Source organism: Stenotrophomonas sp. CFBP 13724 (assembly GCF_014841975.1).
Lineage (GTDB): Bacteria > Pseudomonadota > Gammaproteobacteria > Xanthomonadales > Xanthomonadaceae > Stenotrophomonas > Stenotrophomonas lacuserhaii.
In genome coordinates this window covers 953,784-970,752 of the sequence record NZ_JACYUW010000001.1, presented here as the reverse complement: position 1 = coordinate 970,752, position 16,969 = coordinate 953,784, and the positions used below count along the sequence as shown (strand labels likewise).

The window sequence follows — 16,969 nt, the reverse complement described above, 5'->3', positions numbered from 1 at the left end:
ATGGGCAACCGCCGTTCCGTCGGGATTTACCGGCAGCGCTGCCATGCCGCCGCGATTCACCCCAACCGCGGGCACTCGTTTTACTATGAACGGGTGATCTCCCACCTGCTCATCGCCCTGCTGCGCTTCTACAAGCGCTTCATCAGCCCGCTGCTCGGGCCACGCTGCCGCTTTGTCCCCAGCTGTTCCGAATATGCCATGCAGGCCATCGCCGGCCACGGTCCGCTGCGTGGCAGCTGGCTCGCCGTGCGCCGTATCGGCCGCTGCCATCCCTTCCATCCTGGCGGATTCGATCCGGTGCCCGAGCGCACCGAAGATCCCGCCTGCCGCTGCAAAGGAAACCACTGACATGCCTTCCACGCTGATTACCAACGCCCGCCTGGTCAACGAAGGACGCGTCTTCGATGCCGACCTGCGCATCGAGAACGGCCGCATCGCCCGCATCGAGAGCGGCCTGGCCGCGCGCGATGGCGAGCAGGTGGTCGATGCCGCAGGGCGCTGGCTGTTGCCCGGCATGATCGATGACCAGGTGCACTTCCGCGAACCCGGCCTGACCCAGAAGGGCGACATCGCCACCGAATCGGCGGCCGCCGTGGCCGGGGGCCTGACCACCTTCATGGATATGCCCAACACCAATCCGCCGACGCTGAATGCCGACGCGCTGCAGGCCAAGTACGATTCCGCCGCTGGCCGTGCGCGTGCGAATTACGGCTTCTACATGGGCGCCAGCAACGACAACCTCGAACACATCCAGCGCCTTGATCCGAAGACCGCGCCTGGCATCAAGGTGTTCATGGGCGCCTCCACCGGCAACATGCTGGTCGATAACCCGGACACACTGGACGCGATCTTCCGCGACGCCCCGACCCCGATCATCACCCACTGCGAAGACACGCCGATGATCGACGCGCTGATGAAGGAGTACCAGGCCCAGTACGGCGACACCCTGAGCGCCGAACAGCACCCGGACATCCGCTCGCGCCAGGCCTGCCTGAAGTCGTCCGAACTGGCCGTCTCGCTGGCCCGCAGGCACGGCACCCGCCTGCACGTGCTGCACATTTCCACCGCCGACGAGCTGGCCCTGTTCGAGCGTGGCCCGCTGATCCGTGCCGACGGCAGCCGCAAGCAGATCACCGCCGAAACCTGCATCCATTTCCTGCGCTTCGACCGCGACGATTACGCGCGCCTGGGCAACCTGATCAAGTGCAACCCGGCAATCAAGGACGTCGCCGACCGCGAGGCGCTGACCGCCGCGCTGGTGGAAGACATCATCGACGTGCTCGCCACCGACCATGCCCCGCACACCTGGGAAGAAAAGCAGAAGCCCTACGCGCAGGCGCCGTCCGGCCTGCCGCTGGTGCAGTACGCCCTGACCGCGGCGCTGGAACTGGTGCACGAAGGCAAGATGGATATCGCCCGCGTGGTGCAGAAGTTCGCCCACGCGCCTGCGCAGTTGTTCGACGTGGCCGAACGCGGCTTCCTGCGTGAGGGCTACTTCGCCGACCTGGTGCTGGTGGAGGGCAAGCCGTTCACCGTCAAGCGCGAAGACGTGCTGTCCAAGTGTGGCTGGTCACCCTTCGAAGGCACCACGTTCCAGTCGCGGATCGCCTCGACCTGGATCAACGGCCAGCTGGCCTGGGACGGCACGCAGATCGTGGGCGCTGCCAACGGCCAGCGCCTGGCGTTCAACCGCTGATGCGCGCGCTGTTGCTGGGCTCGGTACTCGCCGGCGCCCTGCCCATGCTGCTGTCTGCGGCGGCGCCTGCCACCGCCCAGGCCACCGACAGCCGCGTGGTGTTTCCCGCCAGCGCCTCGCAGGGCGCGATGGTGATCGGCAAGGTGCCGGCGGGTAGCAGCGTGCGCTACGCCGGACGCACGCTGCGGGTGAGTGGCTACGGCAGCGTGGTGTTCGGCATCGGTCGCGACGAGAAGGGTCCCCTGCAGATTGATGTGCAGCGTCCCGACGGCGGCAGCGAGCGCGTCGCCATCGCGGTGACGCCGCGTGACTGGCCGGTGGAGCGGGTCAACGGCGTGCCGCCGAAGACGGTCAACCCGCCGCCGGCGATCGCCGAACGGATCAAGCGCGAGCAGGCCCAGGTGACCGTCGCGCGCGCACGCGATGACAACCGCGCCGACTTCGCCCAGCCTTTCGTGTGGCCGGTGCAGGGTCGCATCAGCGGCCGCTTCGGCAATGCACGTGTCTACAACGGGCAACCCGGATCAGGCCATTCCGGGATGGACATCGCGGTGCCCACCGGCACGCCGGTCAAGGCACCTGCGGCCGGGGTGGTGACCTTCGCCGCACCGGACCTGTACCTCACCGGCGGCACGCTGCTGCTGGACCACGGCTTTGGGGTGAGCTCGAACTTCCTGCATCTGTCGCGCATCGACGTGAAGGTCGGCGACCGGGTCGAACAGGGCCAGGTGATTGCCGCCGTCGGCGCCACCGGCCGCGCGACCGGCCCGCACCTGCATTGGGGCATGAACTGGTTCGACACCCGCATCGATCCGCTGCTGGTGCTGGAACGCAAGTGAGGACGTGACGACCAACGGTCGTCACCTACCACCCGCTGCGCTCGCCGACCATGGGTCGGCGCTACCGACAGCCCGGACCAGCGGGTGGCGCCGAGCCATGCTCGGCGGGAGCTTTTTTGAAAGCCCGTCTGCCATCCCGGGGCGAAGCTGACTGCCTGACCATTAATCTGTAGAGGCAACAGTGCAGTCGCTCTCCACCCACACAACTCCCGCTGCCGCCCTCGCTGTTCCAGCCAAAATTCGCATGGCCGCGCACGCTGCCAGTCATCAGGCCAACGACACCCCATTCCGCTTGGATGATGTAGCGAATACGCCCTCAGGGCCGCATTCGCAGCTGGAGGCATTGCCCCAGGAAATGCTGGCGGAAATTGCGAAGTACTTGCCAAGCCAGGCTCTCTTCGCATTATCAGACACCAGTGGGCGAATGGGCCGCAGGGTTGACGAAATAGCGGTCCGCACACTGATGACGGAACTTCAGGCAGTCCACGACCATCTCTCTGAGCGCCTCAATTCGGTTGGAAACGGCGACAGCGAACTCCGTCGCCTGCTGGGATTGAATCTGGTCCATGAGCTTGGAAGTCAAGATACCCGCGGCGTCGCTGCTATCAAGGATGTCCACCGGCGTCATGCGGAAGCTGAGAGCAGAATTACCCAGGTCACTGAAAATCAGAGAATTTGGATGAAGGAGTACCTGCACCGCATTGAGCAAATGATGGCCGAAAATGGCCACTCTCTCGTCACTTCCCGGGACGCATAGGATCCTGCGGACGATCTGGACCACCAGGTGGCGATGGCCGTCGAGAAACGGCCCTCGCTCACTGATCAGCGCTCCCCGAGGCCTGCCCTGCGCGCGCCCAAGTAGCCCGTGTCGGTATCAGGGAACGCAGCGCAACACCCCTCACCCGCGCGCGGCCCACCACACACGCAACAAGGTGCGCACCGGCGTTGCTTCTATCGGCTTGCCGCTGGCCTGCGCCTGCAGCCGTGCACGCGCCAGCGCTGCCCATATCCGTCGCGGGCGGGGGCCGGCAACGCGCAGCTTCCAGTCCTTCAGCAGTTCGCCGGCCCAGCGCTGCGAAGCGCCATCGGTCTCCTGGTCCAGCAGCGAACGCGGCACGCCGGCCACGCCCGCGTCGTAAAGCCGCTGCGCCAACGTCTGCAGCAGCACCGCCTGACCAGCACCATTGCGCGGGCGGTCGTCGAACAATACCGCTTCCACCGCCGCCACCGCTTCGGCGAACGCCATCAAGGCGCGCTGCGCGGCTGCCGCATCCACGGCCACCGCACGCGCCTCCGCCAGGGTCGGCAGCGCATCGGCCAGTACCGTCCACGGCGCGCGGATCGGCTCCAGCACGCGGCCCAGCGGATGACGTGAGCGCTGCCCCGCCCAGCTGCGCAGCTCTTCGCCCCACCAGGCCAGCTTGGCATCGGCCGGCAGCGGGTCGCCGCTGGTGTTGAGCATGTCATCGAATTCCTGCAGCAGCGAAAACCACGCCACCGCACGCGCACGCTGCTCCGGCGCCACGAACGGCTCGGCCACCGACCATTCCGGCCAACGCGCACGCCACTTGTCCAGGAAGCTGTCCAACGCACTGCTGTTCACTACGTATCCTTCAATTCTTGGCCGGCGGTGCCGGGAGGGTCGGCCACTGGCTGGCCTGCTGCAGCGCATGCGCATCGTCCAGCGCGACATCGGCGTTCCAGCTGGCCGGGTCATCATCGGCCAGGCGATAGCCCCACAACGCGGCGACCGAAGGCATTCCGGCAGCGCGCGCGGCGATGATGTCGCGCTCGTCATCGCCGACGTACACACACTGCGACGGTGCGACGCCGATCGCCTGCGCGGCATGCAGCAGCGGCAGCGGGTGCGGCTTGCGCTCAGGCAGCGAATCGCCGCCCACCAGCACCGCACAACGTGCCTGCCAGCCATGCTGCGGCAGGATCAGCCGCGCCAGGTATTCGGGCTTGTTGGTGACGATGCCCCAGCGCACGCCCGCGGCGTCCAGCGCAGCAAGCATGCCCGCCACGCCGTCGAACAGCGTTGCATGCCGGCCGATCAGCGCTTCGTAGCGCTGCAGGAACTCCGGAACCAGCGCATCGCGCTGGTCGCCGGGCAGGTCCGGGAAGGCGGCGCCCAGCATCGCGCGCGAGCCCTTGGACACCACCGGGCGAAGCACTTCAAGGGACACCGGCGGGCGACTGCGGGCGGCCAGCATGTCGCCGGCGGTGGCGACGAAATCCGGCGCGCTGTCCAGCAGGGTACCGTCCAGGTCGAACAGCACCGCTGGCGGGAAGCGCACTGCACTCATGCCGGCTTGGTCGCGTGGGCCAGGTAGTTGATGTCGGTCCGGCTGGATAGCCGTGCACGGTTGCGCCATGGCTCGTAGGCCACGCCGCTGACGTCCTGCAGCTGCAGGTCAGCCTCGCGCAGCCAGCGCGACAGCTCGGCCGGGGTGATGAATTCCTGGTAGTGGTGGGTGCCCTTGGGCAGCAGCCGCGCCACGTACTCGGCGCCCACGATCGCCACCGCGAAGGCGGCGGCGGTGCGGTTGATGGTGGACAGGAACAGCTGGCCGCCGGGCTTGAGCAGCCGCTTGCAGGCTTCGATGATCGCACCGGGGTCCGGCACGTGTTCCAGCATTTCCATGCAGGTCACCACGTCGTAGCTTTCCGGCTGATCGGCGGCCAGGTCCTCGGCAGCCTGTACCCGGTAGTCCACGCTCACGCCGCTTTCCAGCGCGTGCAGGCGCGCCACTTTGACCAGTTCCGGTGCCAGGTCGATGGCAGTCACTTCGGCACCGGCCTGGGCCAGCGCCTCGCTGAGCAGGCCGCCACCGCAGCCGATGTCCAGCACGCGCAGTCCGCGCAGTGGTGCCCGGTCGGCGACGTACTTCAGGCGCACCGGGTTGAGCGCATGCAGCGGCTTCTGCGGACCGTCGGCATCCCACCAGCGGTTGGCCAGGGCGGCGAATTTGTCCAGCTCGGCCTGGTCGAAATTGGAAGAGGCATTCGGGGCGTTCATGGGGTGTCCTTGCGGCGCCGGGGGGCGCGCGGATGGGATGGATCAGGCACGCACGTGGCGGATGCGCTCGCGCCACTGGCGCGCGTTGGCGATGATGCCCGGCAGGTCCATGCCGACCAGTTCGCGCTGCACCAGCTTGGGCTGGCCGGCGATCCACACATCGCTGACCTGCTGGCGACCGGTGGCATACACCAGCTGCGACAGCACGTTGTGCAGCGGCTGGGTCTCCAGCGCGGACAGGTCCACGCAGACCAGGTCGGCCTGCTTGCCGACTTCGATCGAACCGATGCGCTCGCCGAAGCCCAGCGCGCGTGCGCCGCCCAGCGTGGACGCGCGCAGTGTGCTGGCCGCATCCAGCGCGGTGGCATCATTGGCCACGGCCTTGGCCAGGATCGCCGCAGTGCGGTTCTCGCTGAACATGTCCAGGTCGTTGTTGCTGGCGCAGCCATCGGTACCGATGGCCAGGTTCACCCCGGCGCGCTGCAGCGCGCAGGCCGGGCAAAAGCCGGACGCCAGCTTGAGGTTGGATTCCGGGCAATGCACCACGCTGACGCCGCGCTCGGCGCACAAGTGGATCTCCGCCTCGGTCAGCTGGGTCATGTGCACGGCGATCAGGCGGTCGTTGACCAGGCCCAGACGATCCAGCCGAGCCAGCGGACGTTGCCCGTGCAGGGTGATCGAATCGCTGATTTCCTGCGCGGTCTCGTGCGTGTGCAGGTGCACCTGCATGTCCAGCTGGTCGGACAGCATGCGCACGCGCTCGAAGTTCGCATCGTTGACCGTATACGGCGCATGCGGGGCGAACGCGGTGCCGATCAGCGGGTCGTTGCGCCACTGGTCGTGCAGCTCGCCGGCCTTGGCGAAGTACTCGTCATCACTCTTCGCCCAGGCGGTGGGGAAATCGATGATGACCGCGCCGACCAGCGCGCGGAAACCGTGCTTCTTGTAGACCGCTGCCTGCACGTCGCCGAAGAAATAGTTTTCGTTGGCGCAGGTGGTGCCACCACGCAGCATCTCGGCGATCGCCAGGGTGGTGCCGTCGGCCACGAACTCCGGCCCGATCACCGCCGCTTCCACCGGCCAGATGTGCTGCTGCAGCCACGTCATCAGCGGCAGGTCGTCGGCCACCCCGCGCAGCAGGGTCATCGGGTTGTGGGTGTGGGCATTGACCAGGCCCGGCATCAGCGCGGCCTCGGGTCGGCTGACCACCTGGGCGGCATTGAAGCGCTCGCGCGCCTGGCTGCGCGGCAGGACCGCGATGATCCCGCCATTGCGCACGGCCACGGCATGGTCTTCCAGCACCACCGCATGCGGCTCGATCGGGACCACGTAGCCGGCTTCGATCAGCAGGTCACAGGCTTCGGGGGTGCGTGCGGTGTCGGTCATGCGGACTCACTTGGCGGGGGCGGCGGGTCGGCCGTGGTGACGGCCAGTGGCCGCCCCACGTAACGCCGGGAGCGGACGGCCAGCGGCCGTCCCTACCGTGTGGAGCAGACGGCCAGCGGCCGTCCCTACCGTAATCCGGCTGCGCCGGATTACTTTACGCGCGCGGAGTATTCGCCCGAGCGGGTGTCGACCTTGATGGTCTCGTCCTGGTTCACGAACAGTGGAACGCGGACCACCGCGCCGGTTTCCAGCGTGGCCGGCTTGCCGCCGCCGCCGGAGGTGTCACCGCGCACGCCCGGATCGGTTTCGGTGATCTTCAGCTCAACGAAGTTCGGCGGCTGCACGAAGATCGGCGAGCCGTTCCACAGGGTCACGATGCAGGATTCTTCACCCTTCAGCCACTTCTCCGCGCCGCCCATGCCGGCCTTGTCGGCCTGCACCTGCTCGAAGGTTTCCGGGTCCATGAAGTGCCAGTACTCGCCGTCGCTGTACATGTAGTCCATGTTGGTGTCGACAACGTCGGCCACTTCGACGTCATCGGTGGCCTTCATGGTCATTTCCACGGTACGGCCGGACTTGATGAAGCGGTAGCGCACGCGGGTGAAGGCCTGGCCCTTGCCCGGCTTGATGAACTCGGTTTCCGAGATGACGGCCGGTTCATTGTTGACCAGGATCTTCATCCCGTTCTTGACATCGTTCATGCCCGCAGTGGCCATGCTCAAGCTCCTCAAATGGCGAAACCGCCGCATGCGCGGCGAGCCGGATAGAATGGAAAGCCCACCGCAGGACGGTGGGCACTGATTTATGCCCCCATGATAACCGCAGGCCCCCTGTCCATGCAGCTCTCCGCCGCTCACCGCCCCGTTTCCGCCCGCTGGCAGCAGCTCTGGCGCCAGGCGATACGCGACCCGGCCGAACTGCTGTCACGGCTCGGGCTGGAGCCTGCCGCGCTGGGCGTTTCGGAGGCGGCCCTGCAGCAGTTCGCACAGCGCGTCCCGGAAGGGTTCGTGGCCCGCATGCGGCATGGCGACCCGCACGATCCGCTGCTGCGCCAGGTACTCCCGATCGACGCCGAAATGCGCCAGGTGCCCGGCTTCAGCCTGGATGCGGTCGGCGACGGCGCGGCAAAGAAGGCCACCGGGGTCATCCAGAAGTACCGTGGCCGCGCGCTGCTGGTGACCACCGGCAGCTGCGCGATCAACTGTCGTTACTGCTTCCGCCGCCACTTCGATTACGGCACCGAAAACGCCGCCAAGGGGGGCTGGCAGGACGCGGTGCGGGCAATCGCCGAAGACCCGGGCATCGACGAAGTGATCCTGTCCGGCGGGGATCCCCTGTCACTGGGCACGCACAAGCTGGTAGAGCTGACCGACGCCCTGCGCGCCATCCCGCACCTGCGCCGACTGCGCATCCACAGCCGCCTTCCGGTGGTGCTGCCCGAGCGCGTTGACGATGAACTGGTGGCCTGGCTGGGCAGCCTGCCGTGGCCGCTGGCCTTCGTGATCCACGCCAACCATGCCAATGAGTTCGATGCCAGCGTGGATGCCGCATTGGCGCGCCTGCGCGCGGCCGGCGCGCACCTGCTGAACCAGGCCGTGCTGCTGCGCGGGGTCAACGACAGCGAAGACGCCCTGGCCGCGCTGAGCGAACGCAGCTTCGCCGCCGGCGTGATGCCCTACTACCTCTACCAGCTGGATCGCGTGGAGGGCGTGGCCCACTTTGAAGTGGACGATGCAACGGCCAAGGCCCTGATCGCCGCACTGACCGCACGCCTGTCCGGCTACCTGGTCCCCAAGCTGGTCCGCGAACTGCCCGGCGACCCCAGCAAGCGTCCTGTGTAGCGGGAAATCAGGCGCCGGATTCGATCATCTGCACCACCGCGGTGGCGGTGACCGGGTGGCTCAGCCAGTAGCCCTGGGCCAGGTCACAGCCGCGCTGGCTGAGCAGGTCGAACTGCACTTCCTGTTCGATGCCTTCGGCCACCACGGTGATCCCCAGCGCGTGGGCCATGGCGATGATCGCGGTGGTCAAGGCCAGGTCGTCCGGGTCGCGTTGCATGTCGGCGACGAAACTCTTGTCGATCTTCACCCCGTCCACCGGGACCTGGCGCAGGTGGCTGAGCCCGGAGAACCCGGTACCGAAGTCATCCAGCCAGACCTTCACGCCGGTGCGGTGCAACTTGTCCAGCAACTGCGCAGCGAGCATCTCATCGCCGATCACTGCGGTTTCGGTCAGCTCCAGGTGCAGGCGCGAAGCCGGTAGCCCGGACTGGTGCAGGCACTGCGCCACCAGGTCCGGCAGTTCCCCGCCGCGCAGCTGCCGGGATGACACGTTGACCGACACGAACAGGCCCTCGCCGTCGACATTGCGCGGCCACTGCGCCGCCTCCATGCAGGCCGCGCGCAGCACCTTGGGGCCGATCACTTCGATCAACCCACTCTGCTCGGCCACTTCGATGAACACCGATGGCGGGATCGTGCCCAGCGTGGGGTGCTGCCAGCGCAGCAGCACTTCCACCCCGACCATGCGCCGGTCGCGGGTGCGGAAGATCGGCTGGTAGGCCAGCCGCAGCTCGCCGCGTTCCCAGGCACCGCGCAGCTCCTGCTCCATGTGCACGCGGCGCTCCACGGCGTGGTCCATGGCCCGGCTGTAATAACGATGGCAGTTCTTGCCGGCCATCTTGGCCTGGTACATGGCGATGTCGCCGTTCTTCAGCAGGGTGGTCGCATCGGCGGCATCATCGGGGAACAGGGTGACGCCGATCGACGCGCCGAGGAACAGCTCGCGGCCCTGCACGCGCAGCGGCTTGCCCAGCTCGCGCACCAGCAGGTCGGCCAGCTCGCGCGCCTGCGCGGCGACATCGCCTTCAGCCAGCAGGATCACGAATTCGTCGCCGCCGAAACGCGCCAGCAGGGCCTCGTCGCCGCCCGCCGTGGACACCGCCTCGCTGATGCGCTGCACGAACTGCAGCAGCGCTTCATCGCCGGCTTCGTGGCCCAGTGTGTCGTTGACCCGCTTGAAATCATCCATGTCGGCAAACAGCAACGCCAACTGGTGACCCGAAGCGCGCGCCGCCATCAGCCGATGGTCGAGCGCCTCGCGGAACGCCAGCCGATTGGTCAAGCCGGTCAGCGCATCGGTGTAGGCCATGTGCCGCACTTCGCGATCATGCCGGGCGATGGCATCGCGCATCCGCGCGAAGGCACGCACCAGCTCGCCGACTTCGTCATCGCGGTGGTTCTCGCGCAGCGGCACCTGGTAGTCGCCGGCCTCGATCTGCCGCGCCGCCATCGCCAGCCCACGGATCGGCGTGACCAGGGTGCGCTGCACGTACAACACCACCGCCACGCCGATCGCCGCCAGCAAGGCCAGCATCAGCAGCAACCAGCCAAGGTGGCGGGTGCCGACCTGTTCCAGCCGCTGCGCCAGGGTCTGGCTGGCCTGTGCCTCCAGCACCTGCACGTCCTTCAACGAGATGCCGACGCGCACGCCGCCCAGGCGCTGGTTGCCGACCATGATCGGCATGCTGTTCTCAAGCACCTTGGGCGATTCCTGCACCAGCGCACCCTTGGCGGCCACCGCCCTGGCAGCGAGCGGATCGGTCATCGCACGCCCGTAGTCCGGCACCCCGACCGACCCGTCGTGCAGCAGGCGGCCCTTGGCATCGAACACCAGCACGTAACCCACCGCACGTTGCCGCGACACGTTGCGCACCAGCGACCCGACCTGCTCCAGATCGTTGTAGTACAGCGGATTGGACAGCGCATCGGCCAGCTCACGGGCCATCGTTTCACCGCGGCTGCGCATGCTGCGGTCGAACAGTTCGTGGATCACCGTGCCACTGAGGCGGGTCACTTCCCGCTGCGTCGCCGCCTGCCGCCCCAGCAGCACCGCCAGGATGGCCACCACCACCAGCATCGCCCCGCCCATCGCCAGCACGAAGCGCGCCTGCATTCCCGATCCCAAGCCCAGGCCCTTCATTCCACTTCCATCCGCACGCGTACCAGTCCTCGTTTCAAATCATCCAGCCGCTGCAGCATCCGCGCATCAACGCGATGGAAGCCGGATGTACCAAAAAAGCGTGCCAACGCATCCTTCGCCTGCGGATCCCGTGCGGCATCCAGCAGCACCTGCTGCAGGCGATCGCGCACGCGCCGATCCAGGTCCGGGCGCACCACCTCCACTGCACGCGGATACGGCGCAGTGCGATGGATGACCCGCAGATCATGCTTGAATGAAGGCGGCACCCGGCGTTCGTCGTCCCAGTCCACGCTGCTCACCGCGCCCGCATCGACCATGCCCTTCTGCACGAAGGTGGCGATGTTCAGTTCGGTGCGCGCGAATACGTAACCGACCGCATCGGCGGTCGGCGTGTCATCGGGTTCCTGCAGGATCTGCGGCACCAGGCCGTTCTCCAGCAGGGTCATGGCCGGCACCAGATAGGCGCTGGTGGAGGCCGAATTCTGCAGGGCCAGGGTGTGCCCGCGCAGGTCGGCCAACTGGTGCAGCTGGCTCTCGCGGCGCACGAAGAACACGCTGTGGTATTCGCGCACCCCGCTGCGTTCGGTCAGCAGCAGCGGGCGCGCATCGGCGCGCTGGCCCAGCGCCACCGCGGTGCTGGCCGTTTCGGTGACCCAGTCAACGCGCCCGCGCCGCAGGTAGCTGGCCATCTGCTGCGCATCGCGCGCCATCAACACGCGGCCTTCGGTGATCCCCAGGTCATGCATGTGGGCCACGACATAGTCGAGCAACGGCTGCAGCTGCGCATGATGGGCCTTGGGGTCATCGCTGATGCGGCCGAGCACCAGCACGTGACGCTGGTCCGGGCGTCCACTGCTGGACGCCGGCGACGCCGCCATGCACGCACCTGCCATCAGCAGGCACGCCAGGCCCAGCAGTCCCCACTGCATGCGTCCCAGCCAAGCGTTCACGATGTTCCCCCGTCATGTAAGGGAAAGACTACCCGAAAAAATGAGAACTGCGTCAGGCTATTTTTTGTCGCCGTGCGCAATCCTGGCCATCCGCTGGGCGTCGGCCAGGATCCCACGCAGCAGCCGCACTTCCTGCTCGCTGGGTTCGCTGCGCAGGAACAGCCGGCGCAGTTTGCGCATCGCCGATTCCGGCGCCCGGCCCTTGTGGAATTCGATCTCGTCCAGGGTCTCGCCCAGCTGCCCGAAGAAGCTTTCCATCTGCTCATGGCTGGCCGGCTGTTCACGCAGCCCCGGCTCGGCCACCGGCGTGGCCGCATCGCCGAGCAGGCGCATGCGCACCTCGTAAGCGAGCACCTGCACCGCTGCGGCCAGGTTCAACGAGCTGAAAGCCGGATCGGACGGGATATGCACCGCGGCATGGCACAGCTGCAGCTCTTCGTTGGTCAGGCCGGTGCGCTCACGACCGAACACGATCGCCACTTCAGCGCCTTCGGCCGCCTTGGCCGCGACCCGGGTGGCGGCCACGGTGGGCAGCAGTTCTTCCAGCTGCACCCGGCGCGCACGCGCGGTGCAGCCCAGCACGAGGGTGCAGTCGGCGACGGCATCGGCCAGGGTCGCCACCACCGGCGCGTCGCCCAGGACGTCTTCGGCGCCGGCCGAACGCCGGAACGCGTCTTCGTCCAGCGGCTTTTCCGGGGCGACCAGCACCAGCCGGGCCAGGCCCATGGTTTTCATGGCACGCGCGGCGGCGCCCATGTTGCCGGGATGCTGGGTCCCGACCAGGACGAAACGGATACGGGAAGCAATGGATGGATCGGACATGAACGCGGTAGTCGAGCTGGACGGCCTGCAATGGTAAACTGTGCGGCCGGCCACTGCGCCGGACCTGCTCTTTTCCCCCGCCGATCCCCCCTCTGCCCTCTCGGGAGCTACCGCCATGCAGAAACCCGCCGTCACCGTCATGGTCAAGGCCGCCCGCCTCGCCGGCAACGTGTTGTTGCGCAACATCAACAAGCTCGAGGCGCTCAACGTGGTGCAGAAGGGCCGCATGGACTATGCGAGCGAGGTCGATGCGGACGCGGAAAAAGTCATCGTCAAGGAACTCAAGCGCGCCTACCCGGAATACGGGGTGATCGGCGAAGAAGGCGGCACCCAGGGTGCCAACCGCTACATGTGGGTCATCGATCCGCTGGACGGCACCAGCAACTACCTGCGCGGTTTCCCGCACTACTGCGTATCCATCGCGCTGGTGGAGAACGGCGAGCCGACCGATGCGGTGATCTTCGATCCGCTGCGCAATGAACTGTTCACCGCCAGCCGCGGTGCCGGCGCGGTGTTCAACGACCGCCGCATCCGCGTGTCGGACCGCAAGGACCTGGAAGGCACGATGATCCACACCGGCTTCGCCCCGCGCGAGCGCGCCCGCGCCAGCGGCCAGTTGAAGGCGGTGGATACGCTGCTGGTGCAGGCTGAAGACGTGCGTCGCACCGGCTCGGCCGCGCTGGACCTGGCCTACGTGGCCTGTGGTCGCGCCGACGCCTACTTCGAGGCCGGGGTGAAGTCCTGGGACATCGCCGCTGGCATCCTGCTGGTGCGCGAAGCCGGCGGCAAGGTCTGCGATTACAAGGGCGCCACGCTGGGCCGGATGGACAACCGCGGCCCGGAAAACCACCAGGTGGTGGCCGGCAACCTGAAGGTGGCCGAGTCGCTGCAGAAGGTCCTGGTCAACACCGGCTACGCCGCCGAGTTCGACGCGAAGTTCTGATTTCGCTTGAATCAGGTTGAGCGGACGGCGCCTGCGGGCGCCGTTCTGCTTTCTGGAGCAACGTCAAGGTCAACGTCAAAGGCTGCAGGGCTGGGTGTAGGCGGGACGGGGTGGCTTGGCGGGGGACGGCAAGAGCCGCTCCTGCGGGCCTCGTTTCGCGCCATCCATGGCGCTCAACGCCCCCGCCAACCCACCCCGCCCCACCTTCGACAGGTCCATGGCGGCCATGGACAAGGCAGGGGTTGGAAGGGTGGGAGAAAATGGGGTCAGAGTCCTTTCGCGCAGCGAAAGGACTCTGACCCCTGCCTTTATTCTTTTTCTTGCGCGGGTGGCGGCACCAGGAACCTGTCAGGGGGTCGGGCGGTGGGGCTGGGCGGGGGCGTTGAGCGCCATGGATGGCGCGAAACGAGGCCCGCATGGACGCAGTTTTTGCCGTCCCCCGACCAGCCCCACCGCCCGGCCCACCCCCAGCTGCAGCTCTGAAAGCCACCCGCGAGGGGGTCCCACCCGTTCGAGCAACCCGACTCAGACCACCGTAGAAGAACGCAGCGCGGCAATCCGCTCATCCAGCGGCGGATGACTCATCATCAGCTTGCGCAGGCCCTGCCCCATGCCGCCGGCAATACCGAACGCAGCGACCTGGCTCGGCAGCGTGCTCTGCCCATGGTTGACCTTCAGCCGCTCCAGCGCGGCGATCATCTTCTGCCGCCCGGCAAGCTGCGCACCGCCGGTATCTGCGCGGAACTCACGGTGGCGCGAGAACCACATCGCGATCATGGTGGCGAAGATACCGAACACCATTTCCAGCACGAACACGATCACGAAATAACCGATGCCGCGCCCGCCGCCCTCGCGATTGCCGGACATCGCGCTGTCGATCACCCCACCGACCACCCGGGCCAGCACGATGACGAAGGTATTCAGCACGCCCTGCAGCAGCGCCATGGTGATCATGTCACCGTTGGCGACGTGGGCGATTTCGTGGCCCAGCACCGCTTCGGCCTCGTCTTCGCTCATGTGGTGCAACAGGCCGGTGGACACCGCGACCAGCGCCTTGTTGCGGTTGGCACCGGTGGCGAAGGCGTTGATTTCCGGGCCGTCATACACCGCCACTTCCGGCATGCCGATGCCGGCTTCGCGCGCCTGTCGCTCCACGGTCTTCAGCAACCAGCGCTCGGTGTCGTTGCGCGGCTCGGTGATCACCACCGCGCCGGTGGAACGCTTGGCCATCCACTTGGACAGCAGCAGCGAGATGAAAGAACCACCGAAACCGAAGATCGCCGCCATGACCAGCAGGCCGCTCATCTGGCCGGGATTGACCCCCAGCACCGACATCACGATACCGGCGAGGACCAGCACCGCAAGGTTGGTAAGAAGGAACAGGGCTATGCGACTGAACATGGGGAAAGTTGGCTCTGGAGAGGGTAACGGTGCTAAATCTGCGGTGACTTCAGCTTGAATTCAAGCGCCAACCTGACCGACGATTCAGCCAGCATGACGTCCCCCATTCATTGCGGCCGATTCGCGCCCTCGCCCACCGGTCCGCTGCACGCTGGCTCCCTGCTCGCCGCTTTCGCGAGTTGGCTGTCCGCCCATCACCAGGGCGGGCGCTGGCTGCTGCGCGTGGAGGACGTGGATCCGCCGCGCACCGTCCCCGGCGCAGCGCAGTCACAGCTCACCCTGCTGCGCCACCTGGGCCTGCACCCGGATGGCCCGGTGCTGTGGCAGAGCCAGCGCGACGAGGTCTACCAACACGCGCTGGATGCCCTGCTGGCCAGCGGCCAGGCGTTCGCCTGCCACTGCAGCCGAAGTGAGCTGGCCGCCAGCGGCGGCATCCACCACCGCTGCATTGCACGCCACGCGCGCCCGGATCCTGCCATCCGCCTTCGCGTAGCACCCGCCAGCGTGGTGTCGTTCGACGACACGCTGCGCGGCCCACAGCGACAGGACGTCCATGCCGTAGTCGGTGATTTCGTCCTGCGCCGTGCCGATGGCTGCTGGGCGTATCAAATGGCCGTGGTGGTGGACGATGCGGCGCAGGGCATCACCGACGTGGTGCGCGGAGCGGACCTGCTCGATTCGACCGCGCGGCAGATCCTGCTGCAGCGCGCGCTCGGGCTGCCCACCCCGACCTATACCCACCTGCCCCTGCTGCTGGGTGCCGACGGCCGCAAACTGTCCAAGTCCGAAGCGGCGCAGGCGGTGGACGAAGGCGACCCGATGGCCGTGCTGCGGCAGCTCTGGCAACTGCTGGGACAGCCCGCCGCTGCACTGGCCGGCGCGGCCACGCATGCCGAGCTGCTGCAACGGGCTGCGGTGGCCTTTGATCGCAGCAGAGTGCCCCTGCACGACATTTCATCGCGGCAGGCGCACAGCAGCCCGTGATGTTGCAGAATCCCCCTTCCCCTCCACATTTACGGAAACGCAGCATGACTCCACGCGTCGCACTGGTCACCGGCGGCACCGGCGGCATCGGTACCGCCATCTGCCAACGCCTGGCCGACCAGGGTCACCGGGTTGCCACCAACTACCGTGACCACGCCAAGGCGTTGGCCTGGCAGCAGGCCATGGCAGTTCGCGGCCTGGCGATCGCGATCTTCCCCGGCGATGTGTCCAGCCCGGAAAGTGCCGAGGCGATGGTGCGTGCCGTGGAAGCCGAGCTGGGACCGGTGGAGATCCTGGTCAACAACGCCGGCATCACCCGCGACACCACCTTCCATCGTATGCGCGCCGAACAATGGCATGAGGTGATCAACACCAACCTCAATTCGGTCTTCAACGTGACCCGTCCGGTGATCGAGGGCATGCGTCGCCGCGGCTGGGGGCGGGTGATCCAGATCAGCTCGATCAACGGCCTGAAGGGCCAGTACGGGCAGGCCAACTATGCGGCGGCCAAGGCCGGCATGCACGGCTTCACCATCTCCCTGGCGCGCGAGAACGCCGGCTTCGGGATTACCGTCAACACTATTTCCCCCGGTTACGTGGCCACCGACATGGTCATGGCGGTGCCGGAGGAAGTACGCGCCAAGATCATCGCCGATATCCCGACCGGGCGGCTCGGCAAGCCGGAGGAAATCGCTTACGGCGTGTCCTTCCTGGTCAACGACGAAGCGGCCTGGATCACCGGCAGCAACCTGGACATCAACGGCGGCCATCACATGGGCTGGTGACCGCCGCCCCGACCGCCCGCGCAGTGTGGCGCTCGCCGCACGCGCGGGCCCCGACAGGCTGAACCGATGCGAAAATGCTGCGCAACATGAAAAGCCTTGCTGCGCAACATGATCGGCCCCGCAGGGCCCGCCACACGGGCTTCTGGGCGTTGCAACGGGT

At 67.2% G+C, this 16,969-nt stretch carries 16 protein-coding genes and 1 pseudogene; 8 read left to right on the top strand and 9 right to left on the bottom strand.

Translation table 11 applies throughout. The features are described from left to right. Window positions 1-93: 93 nt before the first annotated feature. From yidD to IFT63_RS04210, 4 genes are all read left to right on the top strand, one after another. Complete coding sequence (gene yidD, locus IFT63_RS04225) at window positions 94-348, top strand: membrane protein insertion efficiency factor YidD (protein ID WP_042615209.1); 255 nt, start codon at window positions 94-96, stop codon at window positions 346-348. A gap of 1 nt (window position 349) precedes the next feature. Beyond that, window positions 350-1,696 (top strand): dihydroorotase, encoded by a 1,347-nt coding sequence (locus IFT63_RS04220; RefSeq protein WP_192083331.1) that lies wholly within the window; start codon window positions 350-352, stop codon window positions 1,694-1,696. After that, entirely contained in the window at window positions 1,696-2,535 is an 840-nt protein-coding gene (locus tag IFT63_RS04215; RefSeq protein WP_192083330.1) for a M23 family metallopeptidase, read from the top strand. Before IFT63_RS04220 ends, IFT63_RS04215 begins: the two co-directional genes overlap by 1 nt. Window positions 2,536-2,716: 181 nt before the next feature. Beyond that, the gene (locus tag IFT63_RS04210) at window positions 2,717-3,292 is read left to right on the top strand and encodes a hypothetical protein (protein WP_192083329.1); all 576 of its coding nucleotides are present in this window, start codon (window positions 2,717-2,719) and stop codon (window positions 3,290-3,292) included. Between the two features lie 141 nt (window positions 3,293-3,433). Here the strand turns inward: IFT63_RS04210 and IFT63_RS04205 are convergent, their stop codons facing one another. From IFT63_RS04205 to efp, 5 genes are all read right to left on the bottom strand, one after another. Further along, complete coding sequence (locus IFT63_RS04205) at window positions 3,434-4,138, bottom strand: phytoene/squalene synthase family protein (protein ID WP_192083328.1); 705 nt, start codon at window positions 4,136-4,138, stop codon at window positions 3,434-3,436. A gap of 10 nt (window positions 4,139-4,148) precedes the next feature. Next, complete coding sequence (locus tag IFT63_RS04200) at window positions 4,149-4,844, bottom strand: phosphoglycolate phosphatase (protein ID WP_192083327.1); 696 nt, start codon at window positions 4,842-4,844, stop codon at window positions 4,149-4,151. Further along, complete coding sequence (gene ubiG / locus IFT63_RS04195; protein WP_192083326.1) at window positions 4,841-5,557, bottom strand: bifunctional 2-polyprenyl-6-hydroxyphenol methylase/3-demethylubiquinol 3-O-methyltransferase UbiG; 717 nt, start codon at window positions 5,555-5,557, stop codon at window positions 4,841-4,843. Before ubiG ends, IFT63_RS04200 begins: the two co-directional genes overlap by 4 nt. 42 nt (window positions 5,558-5,599) lie before the next feature. Beyond that, complete coding sequence (locus IFT63_RS04190) at window positions 5,600-6,943, bottom strand: TRZ/ATZ family hydrolase (RefSeq protein ID WP_192083325.1); 1,344 nt, start codon at window positions 6,941-6,943, stop codon at window positions 5,600-5,602. A 149-nt stretch (window positions 6,944-7,092) separates the two neighbouring features. Beyond that, entirely contained in the window at window positions 7,093-7,659 is a 567-nt protein-coding gene (efp, locus tag IFT63_RS04185) for an elongation factor P (protein ID WP_042615225.1), read from the bottom strand. 120 nt (window positions 7,660-7,779) lie between these two features. Here efp and epmB point away from each other — a divergent pair, with 120 nt between their 5' ends. Next, window positions 7,780-8,784, top strand: a complete 1,005-nt coding sequence (gene epmB, locus IFT63_RS04180) for an EF-P beta-lysylation protein EpmB (RefSeq protein WP_192083324.1) — start codon at window positions 7,780-7,782, stop codon at window positions 8,782-8,784. 7 nt (window positions 8,785-8,791) lie between these two features. On the opposite strand, the gene IFT63_RS04175 is transcribed toward epmB, so the two are convergent. From IFT63_RS04175 to IFT63_RS04165, 3 genes are all read right to left on the bottom strand, one after another. Further along, entirely contained in the window at window positions 8,792-10,924 is a 2,133-nt protein-coding gene (locus IFT63_RS04175) for a GGDEF domain-containing phosphodiesterase (RefSeq protein WP_192083323.1), read from the bottom strand. Continuing rightward, on the bottom strand, window positions 10,921-11,802 hold the full coding sequence (locus IFT63_RS04170; protein ID WP_249404390.1) for a phosphate/phosphite/phosphonate ABC transporter substrate-binding protein: 882 nt from the start codon (window positions 11,800-11,802) through the stop codon (window positions 10,921-10,923). The genes IFT63_RS04175 and IFT63_RS04170 overlap by 4 nt, the downstream gene beginning before the upstream one ends. 129 nt (window positions 11,803-11,931) lie before the next feature. Further along, window positions 11,932-12,696 (bottom strand): RNA methyltransferase, encoded by a 765-nt coding sequence (locus tag IFT63_RS04165; protein ID WP_192083322.1) that lies wholly within the window; start codon window positions 12,694-12,696, stop codon window positions 11,932-11,934. Window positions 12,697-12,811: 115 nt separating this feature from the next. Here IFT63_RS04165 and IFT63_RS04160 point away from each other — a divergent pair, with 115 nt between their 5' ends. After that, window positions 12,812-13,639, top strand: a complete 828-nt coding sequence (locus IFT63_RS04160; protein WP_192083321.1) for an inositol monophosphatase family protein — start codon at window positions 12,812-12,814, stop codon at window positions 13,637-13,639. Between the two features lie 525 nt (window positions 13,640-14,164). On the opposite strand, the gene htpX is transcribed toward IFT63_RS04160, so the two are convergent. Further along, a complete protein-coding gene (gene htpX, locus IFT63_RS04155; RefSeq protein ID WP_042612066.1) occupies window positions 14,165-15,040 on the bottom strand; it encodes a protease HtpX in 876 nt (291 codons plus the stop codon). Window positions 15,041-15,133: 93 nt separating this feature from the next. Here htpX and gluQRS point away from each other — a divergent pair. Both gluQRS and IFT63_RS04145 read left to right on the top strand, forming a co-directional pair. Then, window positions 15,134-16,047 (top strand): annotated as a pseudogene (gene gluQRS / locus IFT63_RS04150) (tRNA glutamyl-Q(34) synthetase GluQRS); the annotation flags it as partial. Between the two features lie 21 nt (window positions 16,048-16,068). Next, entirely contained in the window at window positions 16,069-16,809 is a 741-nt protein-coding gene (locus tag IFT63_RS04145; RefSeq protein WP_042612065.1) for a beta-ketoacyl-ACP reductase, read from the top strand. The last annotated feature ends 160 nt before the right edge of the window (window positions 16,810-16,969 follow it).